Annotated in this window: 13 protein-coding genes and 1 pseudogene; 6 read left to right on the top strand and 8 right to left on the bottom strand. The window is 69.5% G+C overall.

Going from position 1 to position 16,600, the window contains the following annotated elements; all coding sequences use genetic code 11:
- The first annotated feature begins 103 nt into the window (after window positions 1–103).
- The gene (locus tag OHA88_RS10325) at window positions 104–793 is read left to right on the top strand and encodes a TetR/AcrR family transcriptional regulator (RefSeq protein WP_328625233.1); all 690 of its coding nucleotides are present in this window, start codon (window positions 104–106) and stop codon (window positions 791–793) included.
- A gap of 209 nt (window positions 794–1,002) precedes the next feature.
- Here the strand turns inward: OHA88_RS10325 and OHA88_RS10330 are convergent, their stop codons facing one another.
- Genes OHA88_RS10330 through OHA88_RS10340 form a run of 3 tightly spaced genes read right to left on the bottom strand, consistent with a single transcriptional unit; the run spans window position 1,003 to window position 3,776 of the window.
- The gene (locus tag OHA88_RS10330; RefSeq protein WP_328625234.1) at window positions 1,003–1,845 is read right to left on the bottom strand and encodes an ABC transporter ATP-binding protein; all 843 of its coding nucleotides are present in this window, start codon (window positions 1,843–1,845) and stop codon (window positions 1,003–1,005) included.
- The gene (locus tag OHA88_RS10335; protein WP_328625235.1) at window positions 1,842–2,861 is read right to left on the bottom strand and encodes an ABC transporter substrate-binding protein; all 1,020 of its coding nucleotides are present in this window, start codon (window positions 2,859–2,861) and stop codon (window positions 1,842–1,844) included. Before OHA88_RS10335 ends, OHA88_RS10330 begins: the two co-directional genes overlap by 4 nt.
- A 51-nt stretch (window positions 2,862–2,912) precedes the next feature.
- On the bottom strand, window positions 2,913–3,776 hold the full coding sequence (locus OHA88_RS10340; RefSeq protein ID WP_328625236.1) for an ABC transporter permease: 864 nt from the start codon (window positions 3,774–3,776) through the stop codon (window positions 2,913–2,915).
- Window positions 3,777–4,031: 255 nt separating this feature from the next.
- Here OHA88_RS10340 and OHA88_RS10345 point away from each other — a divergent pair, with 255 nt between their 5' ends.
- Entirely contained in the window at window positions 4,032–5,075 is a 1,044-nt protein-coding gene (locus tag OHA88_RS10345; protein WP_328625237.1) for a LacI family DNA-binding transcriptional regulator, read from the top strand.
- Window positions 5,076–5,174: 99 nt separating this feature from the next.
- Here OHA88_RS10345 and OHA88_RS10350 read toward each other — a convergent pair whose 3' ends face one another.
- The 5 genes from OHA88_RS10350 to OHA88_RS10370 all read right to left on the bottom strand — a co-directional run bounded on the left by OHA88_RS10350 (window position 5,175) and on the right by OHA88_RS10370 (window position 12,556).
- Window positions 5,175–7,388, bottom strand: coding sequence for a right-handed parallel beta-helix repeat-containing protein (locus tag OHA88_RS10350; protein ID WP_328625238.1), 2,214 nt, complete (start codon window positions 7,386–7,388; stop codon window positions 5,175–5,177).
- On the bottom strand, window positions 7,385–8,860 hold the full coding sequence (locus OHA88_RS10355) for a M1 family metallopeptidase (protein WP_328625239.1): 1,476 nt from the start codon (window positions 8,858–8,860) through the stop codon (window positions 7,385–7,387). Before OHA88_RS10355 ends, OHA88_RS10350 begins: the two co-directional genes overlap by 4 nt.
- Window positions 8,860–10,533 (bottom strand): extracellular solute-binding protein, encoded by a 1,674-nt coding sequence (locus OHA88_RS10360; RefSeq protein WP_328625240.1) that lies wholly within the window; start codon window positions 10,531–10,533, stop codon window positions 8,860–8,862. Before OHA88_RS10360 ends, OHA88_RS10355 begins: the two co-directional genes overlap by 1 nt.
- Before the next feature lie 54 nt (window positions 10,534–10,587).
- Window positions 10,588–11,448, bottom strand: coding sequence for a carbohydrate ABC transporter permease (locus OHA88_RS10365; RefSeq protein ID WP_327240923.1), 861 nt, complete (start codon window positions 11,446–11,448; stop codon window positions 10,588–10,590).
- 85 nt (window positions 11,449–11,533) lie between these two features.
- Window positions 11,534–12,556: an ABC transporter permease gene (locus tag OHA88_RS10370; protein WP_328625241.1), complete on the bottom strand. Its 1,023-nt coding sequence runs from the start codon at window positions 12,554–12,556 to the stop codon at window positions 11,534–11,536.
- A 339-nt stretch (window positions 12,557–12,895) separates the two neighbouring features.
- On the opposite strand from OHA88_RS10370, the gene OHA88_RS10375 reads away from it, so the two are divergent.
- The 4 genes and pseudogenes from OHA88_RS10375 to OHA88_RS10390 all read left to right on the top strand — a co-directional run bounded on the left by OHA88_RS10375 (window position 12,896) and on the right by OHA88_RS10390 (window position 16,587).
- Window positions 12,896–13,882 carry a hydroxyacid dehydrogenase gene (locus tag OHA88_RS10375; protein WP_328625242.1) on the top strand — a complete coding sequence of 329 codons (987 nt, stop codon included), beginning with the start codon at window positions 12,896–12,898 and terminating at the stop codon, window positions 13,880–13,882.
- 62 nt (window positions 13,883–13,944) lie between these two features.
- On the top strand, window positions 13,945–15,039 hold the full coding sequence (locus OHA88_RS10380) for a LacI family DNA-binding transcriptional regulator (protein ID WP_328625243.1): 1,095 nt from the start codon (window positions 13,945–13,947) through the stop codon (window positions 15,037–15,039).
- A gap of 158 nt (window positions 15,040–15,197) precedes the next feature.
- A pseudogene (locus OHA88_RS10385) lies at window positions 15,198–16,148 on the top strand (M60 family metallopeptidase); the annotation flags it as partial.
- 229 nt (window positions 16,149–16,377) lie between these two features.
- Window positions 16,378–16,587 (top strand): hypothetical protein, encoded by a 210-nt coding sequence (locus OHA88_RS10390; protein WP_328625244.1) that lies wholly within the window; start codon window positions 16,378–16,380, stop codon window positions 16,585–16,587.
- Window positions 16,588–16,600: the final 13 nt, after the last annotated feature.

Raw genomic sequence — 16,600 nt, forward strand, 5'->3', positions numbered from 1 at the left:
CGTGCGGCACGGCCCCGGAGAGCGTTGCTCGGGTCTCCGGGGCCGCTGCGGTGCTCAGTGGGCGGCAAGCAGCTGCTCGTACCAGGCGAGGGTTGCGTCGACCGTGGCCGGGTCGGAGATCAAGGAAGCCGCCCTCCGGAAACTCGCCGAGGGGGGTGTCGCGGCGCTCGCGCTGACCCGTATCGCCAAGGACATGGGGCTCTCCGGCCCGGCGCTCTACCGCTACTTCGCCAGCCGCGACGATCTGCTGAACGCGCTGATCAGGGACGCGTACGACGAAGCGGCGGCGGCCATGGCCGAAGCGGCCGCCCGTTCCACGGCCGCCTCACAAGGCCCGCGCGCACACCTGCACTCACTCGCGGAGGCCTACCGGGCCTGGGCCGTCGCCGAGCCGCATCGCTACCTGTTGATCCAGGGCGCCCCGGTGCCGGGCTATGTCGCACCGGCCGACACCCTGGACCGGGCCCGGGCCGTGCTCGGGCCGTTCCTGCCGGTCTTCGCGGGCGGGTCGCCGGAGGCCGAAGTGGTCGGCGTGGTGGACCAGATGACGGCGTGGGCCGGGTCGGACGCGGCCGTGGCCGTGGCCGGATGGGTGGCCGAGTATGTGCCGGCCGCCGCCGGCGACACCGGGATGTCGGGGCTGGCTCTGGCCGGCGCCGTGCTCGCCTGGGCGCAACTGCACGGATCGGTCGGGCTCGAGGCGGCCGGCCAGTTCGCGGGTATGGGACACGGCGGCGACACGCTGCTGGCCGCGCAGACCGAGATGCTGGCGAACGCGTTCGCACTGGCGTGAGGTCCGGGTCCGTGGGAACGGGGACAGCGGCCTGCGCGCGAGGGCCGGGGCGCAGGCGGCTTCGTACAAGGGCCGGTTCGCAGGCGTCGGCGCACGCAGACCCGGGCGTCGGCACATCCGCGCGCAGACCGGGGCGTCGGCGGCTGTGCACGCGGGCCGGGGCACCCACGCACGAAGGCCGGGGCGATGCGCCCCGGCCCCTTGCCTCGTCAGTCGTGCGCGGACGCCGCCCCGAGCAGATCGCGGATGTGGGCGGCCGCGTCCCGGAACTCCGGGCGGCCGAGCGTCTCGCCGTACTCCCGTTCCGCGTCCAGTCCCACCTCGATGATCTCGGTGATGGTGCCCGGCCGTGGGCTCATCACCACCACCCGGTCGGCCAGATAGACCGCCTCCGATATCGAGTGGGTGACCAGCAGCACGGTGGTGCCGGTCTCCCGCCAGATGCGGTTGAGCTCCATGTTCATCTGCTCGCGGGTGAGGGCGTCGAGCGCGCCGAACGGCTCGTCCATCAGCAGGACCGGCGGTTCGTGCAGCAAGGCCCGGCACAGCGCCACCCGTTGCTGCATGCCACCGGACAACTCGTGTGGATACGCGTCCTCGAAGCCGTCCAGCCCGGTCATCCGGATCAGTGCGTCGACCCGTTCGCGCGCCCGGGCCGCGGGCATCTTCCGGATCTCCGCCTGGAGCAGGATGTTGCGGCGCGCGGAACGCCACTCGAGGAGAGCGGCGCGCTGGAAGACGTAACCGATGTCGTGCCGTGGGCCCGTGACCTGTTCACCACCGAGCCGGACCTCGCCCGTGGACGGCTTCAGCAGTCCCGCGACCAGCTTGAGCAGGGTCGACTTGCCGCATCCGGACGGACCGACCAGGGCCACGAACTCGCCCGGCGCCACATCGAGCGAGACGTCACGCAGGGCGGTGACGTCGCGGTTCCTGCCGCGGAACCGCACCGAGACGTCCGACACCCCGACGGCCGGAGTGACGGCGCCGCGGTCGCCCGCGGACAGCGGGTCCCGCTCCAGGGGCTTCGCCTCCTGCTTGGGCATCGTCATCCCTTCAGCGCTGTCTTCGCGTCCCAGTACTCCCCGACGGCCTTCGGCTCGGCGACCATGCCGGCTTCGGCGAAGACATCGATGGTCTGCTGCCAGTCCGCCTCGTTGTTGACCCCGGGTGCCTTGCCCTCGGTCGACGAGGTGTGCAGCAGCGTGAGCGTCGTCTTGAACTGCTCCGCCAGCACGTTCTTCGGCGGCAGCTGCTCCGACGCTCCGTCCATCGCCGCAACCGCGGGACCGGGCGCCTTCTCCGCGGCGGCCCACGCCTCGCTGACCGCCTGCGCCATGCGCCCCGCGAGCTCGGGCTTCGAGGCGAGAAGCTTCTGCCCGGCGAGCAGGCCGTTGGAGTAGAAGTTCAGCCCGTTCTCGGAGAAGCGGAGGTAGGAGACGGGCTTCTTGGCCTTGTCCTGCATGGTCGGGCCCTGGTCACTGGCGTATCCGAGCAGTCCGTCGGTCTTCCCCGAGATCACCGCGGCGATCTTGCCCGCCGGGTCGGTGTTCTGGACCTTCACGTCCGACTCGTCGATGTTGTTCTTCTTGAGGAAGATCGGGAACGTCTTGGAGAGCGCGTCCCCGGCCGTCCCGGCGATCGTCTTCCCCTTGAGATCGGCGGGTGACCCGATGCCCTTGGCGTCGAAGGACTGCACGGATGCGGGAGTGGTCTGAAGGAAAACGCCGAGGCTCTTGACCCGTACCCCTTGGTCGACCGCGGCCAGCAGCGCCGGGGTGTCGGCCCAGCCGAAGTCGGTCTGCCCCGCGGCGGTCGCCTGCACCGTCTTCTGCGAGCCCTGGCCCGCCTGAATCGTCAGATCGATGCCGTGCTTCTCGAAGATCTTCTGCTGCTTGCCGTAGTAGAACGGCGCGTGTTCGCCGTACGGATACCAGTTGAGCGTCAGCGTGACCTTGTCCAGCTTCTTCCCCGATTCACCGGTGGTGGTCGACGCGTCGTTCCCGCCGCAGGCCGTGGCCAGCAGAACAAGAGGTACGACACCGATCAGGAGTCTGCGCGGGTGCATGGGCTGGCCCTTCTCGCGACGGGGTCCGTGACAGCAGTCAGTGGGTGGCGTTCAGTACGAGGTGGTGGCAGGTGCGTCCCGGCGGCTGGCGTGCCACGGGAGCAGGAGCTTCTCGGCGATCTCGACGGCGACGAAGAGGACGACACCGATCAGGGACATCACGAGCAGCCCGGCGAAGAGCATCGGGGTGTCGAGGTTGCCGTTGGCCTGGAGGATCACATAGCCCAGCCCCTCGTTGGCACCGACGAACTCGCCGACGACCGCACCCGTCACGGCCAGGGTGACCGCGACCTTGAGGCCGGAGAAGAGATGAGGGAGGGAGGCCGGGAAGCGGATCTTGAGGAAGGTCTGCCAGGGCTTGGCCCCCATCGTCGCCGACAGCTGCAGCATCTCCGGGTCGACCGCCTTGAGGCCGGTGACCATGGAGATCACCACGGGGAAGAAGGCGATCAGGACGGCGATGAGGATCTTCGGTGCGATACCGAAGCCGAGCCAGACCACGAACAGTGGCGCGATGGCGATCTTCGGTACGACCTGGGCGAACAGCAGAATCGGGTAGAGCGTGCGCTCGACGGTCGACGAGTACACCATGATCACGGCCGCCAGCACGCCGACGGCCACCGCGATCACGAAGCCGAGCAGCGTCTCGTACGTGGTCACCCAGCTGTGCTGCCAGAGATAACTCGCCTTGCCCGTGAGGACATCGAGCGTCGCCCCCGGTGACGGTACGAGATACGGCTCCACCAGCTCGGCTGCCGAGATCACCCACCAGGCGACGAAGCAGGCCAGCAGCAGGGCGACCGGACGCCAGCTCTGCTCGGCCGCCCGCGCGAACCGCTCAGCTGCCGACGGCCCGGACCGCCGGGCAACTCCCGCCACTTCGGCGGGACTTTTGGCCAACACGCTCTGGCTCACTTGAACTCCCTGAGGTTCGGCGGCAGTTGTGGAGAGCTGTGCGATTTCGCGATGACGGAGAAGGCGCTTTCAGAAAGCGCTTTCTGGTAAGGTGCCGCCACGCTAATGACTGCCTGCACGCATGGTCAAGAGGTCGTCCCGAAGTTTCGGGACCCTGCCGCCACCGCGCCCCTAGGAGTCGAGTTGAATCAACCGGTGACACGGGCGACGCCAGACCCTTCGGGGCCGGGGCGCAGCATCGGGACCGCGACCCATGTGACGCTCGACGCCGTCGCCCGGGAGGCCGGGGTCTCACCGGCCACCGCCTCGCGGGCGCTGAACGGCACGGCAAGGGTCCGTGACGACCTGCGGGAGCGGGTGCACGCGGCGGCCGACCGGCTCGGCTACATCCCGAACGCCCACGCGCAGGCACTGGCCGGCGCGGCCAACAACCGTACGGTGGGCCTGATCTGTCATGACGTCAGTGACCCGTACTTCGCCGCGATCTCCAGCGGGGTGATGCGGGCCGCGGCGGAACGGGGGCTGCTCGTGATGCTGGCCTCGACGTTCCGCGAACCGGCCCGGGAGGTCAGCTACGTCTCCATGCTGCGGGCCCAACACGCCCGGGCGATCCTGCTGATCGGCTCGGGCTTCCAGGACCGCGCCTGGGAGCGTGCGATGGACGCCGAACTGGAGCCGTACGTCCGGGTCGGCGGCCGGGTGGCGGTCATCAGCCGGCACCGCAGCCTGCGGGTGGACACCGTGCAGCCGGAGAACCGGGCGGGGGCCGCGGCGCTCGCCAGGGCGCTGGTCGACCTGGGGCATCGGACGTTCGCGGTGCTCACCGGGCCGGCCGCGTTGACCACGGTCTCGGACCGGCTGGCAGGGTTCCGGGCAGGGCTCGCCGAGGCGGGCATCGGGCTCGGGCAGGTGGTGGAGGGGGCGTTCACCCGCGACGGCGGGTACGAGGCGGCCCGGCGGCTGCTGCTCGATGCGGGGCGGGCGCCCTTCCGGGCACGGCCGACGTGCGTGTTCGCGGTGACCGATGTGATGGCGGTCGGTGCTTTGGCGGCGCTGCGGGAGGCGGGGTTGCGGGTGCCGGAGGATGTGTCGCTGGCCGGGTTCGACGACATTCCGCTGGTGCGGGAGCTGTCGCCGCCGCTCACCACGGTGGCGCTGCCGCTGACATCGATGGGCGAGCGCGTGATAGCACTTGCGCTCCGGGAGACGGGGGCGGTACGGAGGGCGCGGGTGGTGCGGGTGGAGGGGGAAGTGGTGCTGCGGGGCAGTACGGGGGTGCCCGGGGGCGGAGTGCGGTGACCGGGGGCGTCCGGGGCCTGCTTTGTCCTCAATCGCCGGCCTTGATCGTGCCGGCGATCGAGGACGCAGCCGTCCACCATGAACGCTCAGGACGTGGACCTACGGGTGGATCAGGACCTGGGACAGGGCCACCCGCCCCGTTCCCGACACCGCGATCTTCACCGTGCGGGTCCGGCTGTCCAGGTCGAGGACCGTCGGGCGCAGTGCCTTGCCGCTCACGTGGACCGTGCCGTCGTCCGTGATGACGTCGAAGTCGGCGGTCGTCGTCGACGAGTTGTTCCAGATCTCGATCTGACGGATGTGCTTCGTCGCGCCCAGGTCGACCTGCCACCAGGCGCCCGCCTCGGACAGCGTGCGGGTGTCCGTGTTGGTGTCGGCGTCGAGGGCGAGCCCGGCACCCGCCGTGCCCTCGGTGGAGGACTGGGTGGCGGTGCCGGTGCGGGCGAGGTCGGTACGCAACTGCTCCACCGGGCCGCCGTGGGCGCCGGCCCGTGCGGCGACGGCGAGTGCTTCGGCCGGCAGCCGGTCCAGGCCCGTGCGGTTGTCCGTCATGACGGATCCCGTTCCGGCGAGAGCCGGCGCGGCGGTGTCGGTCCAGTTGGCGCGGGCGGTGTTCCGGATGCCGTAGTCCGCCCAGTTGGAGACCCACTTGTAGCCGATGCGGGTGATCACGTTGTTCTCGACGGTGATGTGCGAGGACTGCTCGTCGAGGTAGATGCCGTTGCCGTCGCGCTCGGTGTTGCCGAAGGCGGAGCGGTTGATGTAGTTGCCGGACAGAACGGTGCCGGGCTGGGCGCCCTGGGTGTAGATCGCGCCGCCGTCGTGCTGCTGCTGCGCGACCTCCATGACGTTCGTGATCCGGTTGTCGGTCACCTTGTTGTCGCGCAGCACGGACTGCTGCGCCTCGGGCTGGTTCCAGCCCCAGCCGACCGAGATCCCGGAGTACGGGAGGTGGTCGATGCTGTTGTGGTCGACGGTCAGCTCGGCCTCGTATCCGGCCCAGATACCCACCGAGTCGGTGTACTCGACACCGGAGCGGGTGATCGTGTTGTACGCGATCGTGTTCCGCTCCCCCGCGAGTGAAGCGTCGGGCTTCGGCTCGGTGTCGCCCACGTAGACCGCGCCCGAGGAGAGGTCGGTGAATGTGGAGCGGGTCAGAGAACTGTCCTTGGTGCCCGCCTCGAGTATCGCGCCCGCTCCGCCGAGGTGGCTGAACCGAGCGTTCTCGATGGAGATGTGCTGTCCGCCGCGGACGGTGACCGCGGCGGACGGCTTGGTGTAGAAGCGGCCCGCATGGTCCACGGGCCCGGTGGCTCCGGTCAGGGTGAGACCGGCCTGCATGCCCGCATAGCCCTCGTCGGTGTCGGGCCGGCGGTACGCCGCATACGCGAAGCCGATCCCCTTGACAGTGACGTCGTGGGCGCCGTCGAGGACGAGCAGCTGTTCGGTGTGCGGAGTGAGGGCCTGCGCGCGGTTCATGTCCTCGCCCTTGCGCGGCAGGTAGGTGACGGTTCGGGTCCCGGAGTTCCAGACGAACTCGCCCGGCCGGTCGAGCAGTTCGGGGGCGTTCTCGAAGAAGGCGACGCCGCTGTAGCGGGTGGAGTCGACCGTCGTGGTGTCCCAGGCGGGCCCGGTGCGGTTGGTGCCGCTCGCGGAGTTGGTCCAGCAGGGCCGGTCGAAGGTGAGCAGGTCGCCGCTGACGCCGGCGATCCGGCAGTGGTAGTTGCGCCAGCGGACCCGGATGACGGCTTCGGCGTCGGTGGGACGCTGCCAGTCGGCGATGCCGGTGGCTTTCGCCCCGGTCATGGCGGTCTTGGTGGCGTCGCAGACGCTCGCCGCGCACGCCTCGCCACGGGCGCGGACGGCGCGCTTTCCGTCGATGAAGAGCTGACGCGGGGTGACTCCGACGGGGACGTCGGCGGTCCAGGTGGAGTCGGCGTTCTGTGTCCAGCCGGTGATGTCCCGGCCGCCGGAGAGGACGGGCCGGACGCCGGGAGCAGCGGTCCAGGTGACGGTGTGTCCGTCCGTCCCGGAATCTTCGGCGCCGAGCCGCAGGGGTGCGTCCAGGTGGTACGTACCACCCTTGAGGAGGACGCGGATGTCACGGCCGGTCTCGGTGCGGGCCTGGTCGCGGGCGCCTTCCGGCGAACACGGGCGCGCGACCGTGCAGGTGGTGCCGTGGCCGTCGGGGGCTGCGTACAGGGTTCGGGCGCCGGGTGCGGCCTGGGCGGCCGGGGCTGCGACGAGGGCGGTCAGGGCCGCGGCGGTGACGGCGGCGGCGGTTCTCCGTATGACGTTCATCCGATGGTTCATGCGGCGGCCTTCCAGTCGGGGTGGCCCGGCATGGGCGGGTTCATCGCTCCGAAGAGCCAGTCGCGCAGGAACGGGTCGAGGGACGGGTCGCCGGTGACGTCGACGGTGTGGGCGATGAACTGCTCGCTGGTGTACGTGGAGTCCTTGAAGCGCTTCACCCACTCCCGCATGACCCTGTCGAACTTCCGCTGACCGATCTGAAGGCTGAGGGCGTACAGGACGAGCGCGCCGCCGTCGTAGATGTTGGTGCCGCCGAGCGCCTTGGGCAGTCCGGGCGGGCCGTCGGCCGCGCGGACCGCGTCGAGCTTCTCGTACGTGGCCTTCATCTTGTCCTCGAGGACCGACCAGCCGCGCTCCTCGCCGTACAGCCCGGCGTAGTACACGGCGGGGCCCTCGTTGAGCCAGGCCTGCTGCCAGTTGTCGGGGGTGACGGAGTCACCGAACCACTGGTGGGTGAGCTCGTGGACCATGGTGGTCTCGTAGCCCGGCCGGCCGTTGGCGTTGAGCTTGAACCAGTTGGTGGAGAAGAGGGACAGGGTCTGGTTCTCCAGGGCGTCGGTGTAACCGTCGTAGATGTGGAGGCCGTACACGGAGAACGGGTAGCGGCCGAACTTCGCCTCCAGCCAGGCCAGATGGTCGGCGGTACGGGCGACGATCGGGCCGTACTTGTCCTCCTGGCCCTGCGGGACGATGTGCCGCAGCGGCAGTCCGCGGTGGCTGGTGCCGTACAGATAGGTGCCCTTGACCACGGCGATGCCGATGAGCTCCGTCGCCATCCGCTCGCGCAGGGCGAAGTGCCAGACGGTGGAGCCGTCGGCGCGCAGCGTCCTGTCGAGCAGTTCGCCGTTGGCGGTGGCGACGTAACCCTGCGGCGCGCTGATGTGGAAGGTCCAGGTTGCCTTGTCGGACGGGGTGTCGTTGCAGGGCAGGAAGGTGTCGGCGCGGGAGGACTGGGCGGCCGAGGCGAAGCCGCCGTCGGTGCCGAACTTCCAGCCGGTGAGGCCGAGTCGGGGCGCCTTGCCGTTGCCGTGGTAGCGGATCTCGACGGTGAACGCCTGTCCGTCGTGCAGCGGCCGGGCGGGGGTGACGGTGAGTTCCTGGCCGCTCCGGCCGGCCGACAGCGCCCAGTCGGCGGTGCGGCCCCCGACGCTGACCGAGTCGATGGTGTGGCCGTCGGTGTCCAGGTTGAAGGCGGACAGATCCTGGGTCGCCTTCGCGTGGATCTTCACGGTGGCGGTGAAGTCGTAGGTCACCGGGGTGAAGTCGAAGGTCAGGTCGTAGTGGACGACCTGGTAGCCGCCGTTGCCGAGGGTCGGGAAGAGCGGGTCGCCGACGCCGTCGGAACCGGGGGTCGGGTCGAAGCCGTGGCCGCGGGCGCTGGCCGGCGAGCCCAGGACGGGTACGGCGACGGCTGCCGCTACGGCTGCGCCGCCGAGCCGGAGTACGGATCGTCTGCTGGTGGAAGCGGTCATCACTTCTTGCCCTTCTGGACGGCCTCTTCGAATTCGCCACGGGCCTGCTCGCCGCCCTTGGCCAGGTAGTCCTTGACCAGTTGGTCGTAGGCGGACAGGGGCTTGCGGCCGGCGATGATGTCCTTCAGTCCGTCCTGCTTCAGCGTGTAGAGGCTGCCGGACCCCTTGGAGTCCCAGGTGGGCGAGGAGTACTGAAGGGTCGGGTCCGGCTCCATCATCGGGATCATCTTGGTGAACGCGTCATGGACATGGCGTACGCCCTGCTCGGAGTCGGCGCTGAAGATCGCGGGGACGGCGGACGCCATGAACTTCCACGGCACGGTGACGTCCTGGGTGCCCTGCTTGGTGAGGGCCGGGTTGCCCTTGTCGTCGCGGGTGAAGTCGGTTCCCTCGACGCCGTAGTTGATCAGCGTGTACTCCTCGCTGCCGAACGGCGAGGCGGCGAAGTCGGCGAGTGCGAGGATCTGCTTGACGCGGTCGGCCGAGGCCTTCTTGATGTGTGTGTTCTGCAGAGCGATGTTGTCCATCCAGGCGATGGCGTCCTTGCCGACCGGGACGAACGGGCGCGGGTCGTACTTCTTGTCGATCGCCTTCATGGCGGCGACATAGCCGACGCCGGGGGCGAGGTAGCTCGGCATTCCGTCGTAGACGTACGCGCCCTTGCCGTTCTTGAACATGTCCGTGTACTGGGCCTTCTGCGCCCCGGACATCTGGAGGGTGCCGGGGTAGAAACAGCCCGCCTTGTACAGCTCGCGGGCGGTCTCCACGGCCTTGCGGAACTCCGGTGTCTCCAGATCGGAGGTGAACTTGCCGGTCGTGGCGTCCAGCCGCCAGTAGGACGGGGCGCCCGCCGACATCGCGAGGACATTGGTGAGGCCTGTGATGATCGCGTACTGGTCCTTCTTGGGGCGGGTCAGCTCCTTGCAGAGCTCGACGAACCTGTCGAGGTCGGTGATCTGGTCGAGGCTGCTGACACCGACCTCCTCGAACAGGTCGTGGCGGTAGAAGCCCGCGCCGCCGGTGCCTGTGCGGGCGATCGGCAGACCGTACAGCTTCCCGCCGAAGACGGCGGCCTGCCAGGCGCCCTTCGGGATCGCGGCCAGGTTCGGGTAGTCCTTGATCTTGTCCCCGGCGAGGAACGGTGTCAGGTCGGCGCACTTGGCCTGGAGGAAGGCCGCCTTGTTGTCGACACCGCCGGACTCCGGGTACATGAAGAGATCAGGCAGGCTGTCGCTGGCGACCATGGTGGAGAACTTGGTGCCGTAGTCGTCGGCCGGAACGGCGGTGATGTCCACCTGGCCGCCGAGGAGCTTCTCGATCTGCTGCCAGGCGGCGTTCTTGCCGCGCGCGGGCGGCGGCGGGGAGAACGTCTCCATCGTCGCGCTGATCGGCTTCGCGCCCCCCAGCGGAGTGCCCTTGGTGGCGCGCAGCGGCTTGGCCGGGTAGCTGAAGAAGCCCTGCGGGACTCCGGCGGCAGTGCCCTGGAGGTCGGGCTCGAGGCCGATGTTGCGCACTGCGGTGTTCGGCAGCAGTGAGGCGCTCTTGGCCTCCGCCTTGGCAGTCGTGCCGCCGTCGCCACAGGCGGCGAGCAGCGGGGCGGCGGCCAGACCGAGACCGATGCCCGCACCCATGCGGAACAGGGATCTGCGGTTGATGGGGGTGGAGCTCGACACCTGGAATCTCCTTGCGAGAGAGGGACGGAGGACCGGGGGGTGGCGGGGTGGCGGTCAGCCCTTGATGGCGCCGGTGAGCACGCCCTTGGTGAAGTAGCGCTGGAGGAAGGGGTAGACGCAGAGGATCGGTACGACGGCGATCACCAGGACAGCCATCTGTACGGCCTGCTGCGGGGCGAGCACCTCACCGGCCGATGCGGCGTTCAGGCTCTGGCCCTGGAGGACATAGGTGCGCAGCACCATGGGCAGCGGCCACTTGTCGGAGTCGTTGAGGTACAGCAGCGAGTTGAAGAAGGCGTTCCAGTACGTCACCGCGTAGAAGAGACTGATGACGGCGAGGACGGCTTTGGAGAGCGGCAGGACGATCCGTACGAGGATGCGGAAGTCGCCGGCCCCGTCGACCTTGGCCGCGTCGTACAGCTCCTCGGGCAGGTTCATGAAGAACGACCGCAGGACGACCAGGTTGAAGGCGCTGACCAGGGTGGGCATGACGAGCGCCGCGTAGGTGTCGTACAGGCCGAGACCCTTGACCAGAAGGAAGTTGGGGATGATGCCTGCGTTGAACAGCATGGTGAACAGGGCGGTCATCAGGATGAAGCGGGATCCTGTGACATCTCGGCGGGAGAGACCGTACGCCATGCCCACGGTGACGAGCAGGCTGGCGAGCGTGCCGAACACCGTGATGCCGAGACTGACGACGAGCGCCCGGGTGACGACTCCGCCGGTGAAGATGGTGCGGTAGGCGTCGACGGTGGGGTGGTCGGGCCACAGGACCAGCCCGGAGCTGCGGATGATGTCGGTCTGCGAGGCGAAGCTGGTGCCGATGACGCCGAGCAGTGGATAGGCGACGGCGGCGACCACGACGACGACAGCGAGGGCCTTGGCGGCCTGGCCGATGCGGGTCGGCTTCTCCATCCACGGCGGCCGGCCGTCGGACTGCTTGTCGTTACGGGGGGTCTTCTTCGCCGGCGCCGTGGGTACGGATGCGGCGAGCGGCTTCTCAACGGTCAGCACCGCGGTACACCCCTTCGTGGCCGAGGCGGTGGGCGAACTTGTTCGCGCCCAGGACGAGTGCGGTGCCGATGACCGCCTTGACAAGTCCGACGGCGGCGGCGACGCCCCAGTCGTTGTCCTTGATGCCGTGGTAGTAGACGTAGGTGTCGAGGACCTCACCGGCGTCCGGGCCGACCGCGTCGCGCTGGAGCAGGATCTGCTCGAAGCCGACGGAGAGGATCTGCCCGAGGTTGAGGATCAGCAGCAGGATCAGGACCGGTGCGATGCCGGGCAGGGTGACGTGCCAGAGGCGGCGTCGGGGTCCTGCGCCATCGATCGCGGCGGCCTCGTACTGGCCCTTGTCGATGCCGAGCAGCGCCGCCAGGATGATGATCGTTCCCCAGCCGGCGTCCTTCCAGGCCACTTGGAGGGTCAGCAGCCAGGGGAAGGCGTCGGGGTCGCTCATCATGTCGTAGCGCGGCAGTCCCATTCCGCCGAGGACGTCGGGCAGCAGTCCGGCGCCGCCCAGGATCTGCTGGAAGATCGAGACGATGATGACCCAGCCGATGAAGTGCGGCAGATAGACGACGCTCTGCACGAAGCGCCGGATCCGGTCGCTGGCGATGCTGTTGAGCAGCAGGGCCAGGGCGACCGGCACGGGGAAGAAGAACACCAGCTGGATGAGGGCGATCTCCAGGGTGTTGAAGGTCGCGGACCAGAAGGCGGGCTCACCGAAGGCCGTGGTGAAGTTGGCGAACCCCACCCAGACGCTGTGCATGTAGCCGAGGTACGGCTGGTAGTCCTGGAACGCCACGACATAGCCGAGCAGCGGTACGTAGTGGAAGACGATGAAGTACAGCAGGCCCGGCAGGGTCAGCAGCAGCATCACCCGGTCCCGCTTGATCCGCTGCCGGAGGGTCAGCCTGTTCTGCACGAGAACGGCCGGGGTCGGGGACGGCGAAGACGCTTCGGTCTTCCGGTGTCGTCTCGACCGCTTCTCCCGGGGCAGCGGGGGTGCTGTTTCAGCCATGGTGCGTCCTGTTCGGCCGGGTGGCGCGTGGTGAGCTTCTGCGGCGGCAAGTTAGTAAGCGGTTAACCCAAGCGTCAAGGGATCTGAAGAAACAGCTGAGTTACGCGGAACCTCCTCCGATCAAATCCACAAGGATGAATCGGCAAAATAGCTGACGAAAAAGGCAGTTGATCAGGCGTCATGCTTGACGATCGGGCATCGGGCTCCTTAGCGTGCCGGTCATTCCACAGAACACGCTTACTGTCCGGAGGCAGGGTGCGAACCACCGAAGAGGCACCGGCTCATTCCGGTTCCGGCACTGCGGAGACGCCCCCGAGGCGGCCGCGCACGGTCCTGGTCATGAGCCCCGGACTGGTCGACGACGTCTTCCCGCCGGCCGTACGGGCCCGGCTGGAGGAGTCCGCCGACCTCCTCACCCCGGCCGCGATCAGCGAGTTCGCCTCGCCGGAGGCCGCCGAGGCGCTCGCCTCGGCCGAGGTCCTGCTCACCGGCTGGGGCTGCCCACCGGTCGACGCGGCCCTGCTGGACCGGGCCCCCGGGCTGCGCGCCGTGATCCATGCGGCCGGCACGGTGAAAACGTTTCTGTCGCCCAACGCGTTCGACCGCGGGATCGTCGTCTCCTCCGCGGCGGCGGCCAACGCCGTACCGGTGGCGGAGTACACCCTGGCCGCGATCATCATGGGCGCGAAGCGGGTGTTTCCGCTGGCCGGGCTGTTCCGTACCCGGCGGACCCACCGCACCGGCGCCGATCTCGACCGCCAGCACTGGCTCGGCACGCACGGACTGACCATCGGCGTCGTCGGCGCCTCCCGGATCGGCCGCCGGGTCATCGAACTCCTCCGGATCCTCGACGCCGACGTGCTGCTCCACGACCCGTACGTCGACGCCGGCGAAGCGGCACGGCTCGGGGTCACCCCGACCGATCTGGACACCCTCGTGGCGACCAGCGACGTCGTCACCGTGCACGCACCGGACACACCCGAGACCCGCGGGCTGATCGACGCACGCAGGATCGGCCTGATGCGACCCGGCACCCTGCTCGTCAACACCGCGCGCGGCCCCCTCGTGGACACCGAGGCGCTGACCGAGCACCTGGTCAGCGGGCGGCTGGACGCGGTCCTCGACGTGACGTCGCCCGAGCCGCTGCCGGACGGGCACCCCCTCTGGGAGCTGCCGAACGTCTTTCTCACGCCGCATCTGGCGGGCGCCCAGGGCAACGAGGTGGGGCGGCTCGGGGCACTCGCCGTCGACGAGCTGGTGCGGTACGCGCAGGGCGCCCCTCTCGCCCACCCGGTCCACCGGGCCGACCTGGGGAGGATTGCTTGAACCCCACCCGTTCGCAGGCTCTAGGCTCGACGTCACACAACAGTCCCCAGGGGGTGAGCCGGATGCGCCGGCAGAGCACGGCCGCGGACGGGCAGCGCAGAGCCACCGTCACCGATGTGGCCCGGCAGGCGGGCGTCTCGACGGCGACGGTCTCGCGTGTCATGAACCGCAACTACCCGGTCGCGGAAGCCACCCGGGCGCGCGTCGAAGCCGCCATGCGCGACCTCGGGTACGTCGTGAACGCGCATGCCCGCGCCCTCGCCGGGGTCTCCGGCCGCACCGTCGGCATCATCGTCAACGAGCTCATCGACCCGTTCTACGCGTACATCGCCCGGGGCGTGGAGCGGGAGGCCGCACTCGGCGGGCGGCTCTGTCTGGTCTGCTGCGCCCAGGGAGACCCCCAGCGCGAGCTCGCCTTCGTCGAGCTGATGCACGAGCGCCGGGCGGATGCGGTGATCGTGGTCGGTGGCAGCGTCGCCGACCGCGGCTACACCTCGGAGCTGGCCCGCCGCGCCCGCGAGCTGGACGCCGGCGGATCGAAGCTCGTGCTGTGCGGCAGGCCGCCGCTGGGCGAGCAGGCACCGACGGCCGCGGTCGAGTACGACAACGAGGGCGGCGCCTTCGCCATCACCGACCATCTGCTGATGCAGGGGCACGAGCGGATCCTCTATCTGGGCGGGCCGCCCAAGCTCTCCACCACCCGCGACCGGCTGGCCGGACACCGGCGGGCCCTGGAGCTGCGCGGGGTGACACCGGACCCGGAACTCACTCAGACCGGTACCTTCAGCCGGAACTTCGGCTACCGGCGGATGGCCGAACTGCTGCAGGACGGCCTGGAGTTCACCGCGGTCTTCGCTGCCAACGACATCGTGGCGGCAGGTGCGGCCCAGGCGCTGGAGGAGGCCGGGGTGCGGGTTCCCGAGGACATCTCCCTGGTGGGGTACGACGACATCCCGGTCGCCCAGGAGCTGCGCCCGCGGCTGACCACCGTCCATGTGCCGCTGGAGGAGATGGGACGGCAGGCCGTGCGGCTGGCCGTCGGCGGCGGGGACGAGGACGACTGGCGCGAGCCGACCGCGGGCGCGCTGCGGCTCGGCACGCACATCGTGGTACGCGATTCTGTCGCGCCGCGAGCCGGACGGACCGCCCGGATGTGACCGGTTACTGCGTCACTGCCCGCAGTTGGCCATAGTAAAGAGCAGTAACTTCCCCACCCCTCTTGCGGCTGCATAGCAACCGCTTACATGCTGACGGCGAGCTTCACCCGTTCCCGCACGCTTCCGCCCCTCATTTGTTTCTGCAGGGAGAGTTCCGCATGCGTAAGTCCCGTTTCACCGCCGTCAGTTCCTCCGGTCCGAGCTCGGCGCCGAGCTCCTCCCCCGTCGGCCGCCGGTCGGTTCTCGCCGCGGCCGCCGGTGCCGGAGCGGCTGTCGCACTCGGCGCCACGGCACACTCCGCCCGGGCCGCGACGCAGAGCGCCGCCGGATCCGCCCGCCCCGTGAAGGTGACCGTGACCGCCCGGCCCGCCGCCGAGGCGGAGCGGCTGCGGCTCGGACAGGCCCTGCGCGGCTCCGAGTTCCAGCCCACCGGCCTGTACGTCCCGGCCGGCACCGCGCTCTCGTTCACCGTCCAGCCCGACGACGACCTGCTGCCCACCCTCTGGATCGGCGCCTGGGACTACTACGGCGAGGTCACCGAGCCCCGCAGCTACCCGCTGACCGCGGGCGCGAACACCGTGACCGACCCGCACGGCGGCCCGGTCTATCTGACCCTGACGGGGAGCGGCGAGCGGGCCGGCGTGGTCTTCCGGTCCGGTGCCGTCCCGATGCCGGTCTTCACGCTGGGCTGTACCTCCGAGGCCGACTACCAGCACCAACTCGACACGCTGACCACCTCGCCGTACGTCGAACTGCACGCCCCGCACACGATCATGACGCTCACCCGCGACGGCGCGCTCCTGTACCGCGGCGAGGACCATTCCGCGCTGCTCGGACTGGTCGAGACGATCATCGACTCGCACGCCCGGATCAGCGGCCTCGACGGTTCGAAGCCGGTGCACCGGCGCAAGGCGGGGCCGTACCACTTCACCGAGGTCAGCAAGGTACCGACCGGCGTCGGCGCCTACGCCACACACGGCTACAACGGCTTCCCCCGCGCCTACCTCGACCGGGCCACCACGGTGGAAGGACTACGGACCCGCGGCTGGGGGCTGTACCACGAACTCGGCCACCTCCATCAGCAGATGGCGTACAAGCCGGGCGGTCTGACCGAGGTCACGGTCAACATCTATTCGCTGGCCGCGCAGCGCACCCTGCGGCAGCCGTCCAACCTGCTCACGGTCGACGCGACGACCGGGCTCACCTACTTCCAGTCCGCGCAGCGCAAGTTCGGCACGGCCGGGCTCACGTACGAGAAGTCCTTCGGCGCCTACGAGAAGCCTGCGTCAGCTGGAACTCGCCTTCGGCGACGACTTCTGGCCGCGCCTGCACAAGCTCGTGCGCGAGGAGAACCCGCAGTCGGACTACACGGAGACCGACAAGCGCTACCGGGCACTCGCCACCTACTCCAGCCGCGTCGCCGGGTACGACCTCACGGACTTCTACGTGAACACCTGGGCGTTCCCGATCGATGCCACGGGCAAGGCGGAACTGGCGGCACTCCATCTGCCGAAGCCGCCCGTCGACCCGAGCACGCTGACCGACTGACCGCAGGCGCAAG

Source organism: Streptomyces sp. NBC_00353 (assembly GCF_036108815.1).
GTDB lineage: Bacteria > Actinomycetota > Actinomycetes > Streptomycetales > Streptomycetaceae > Streptomyces.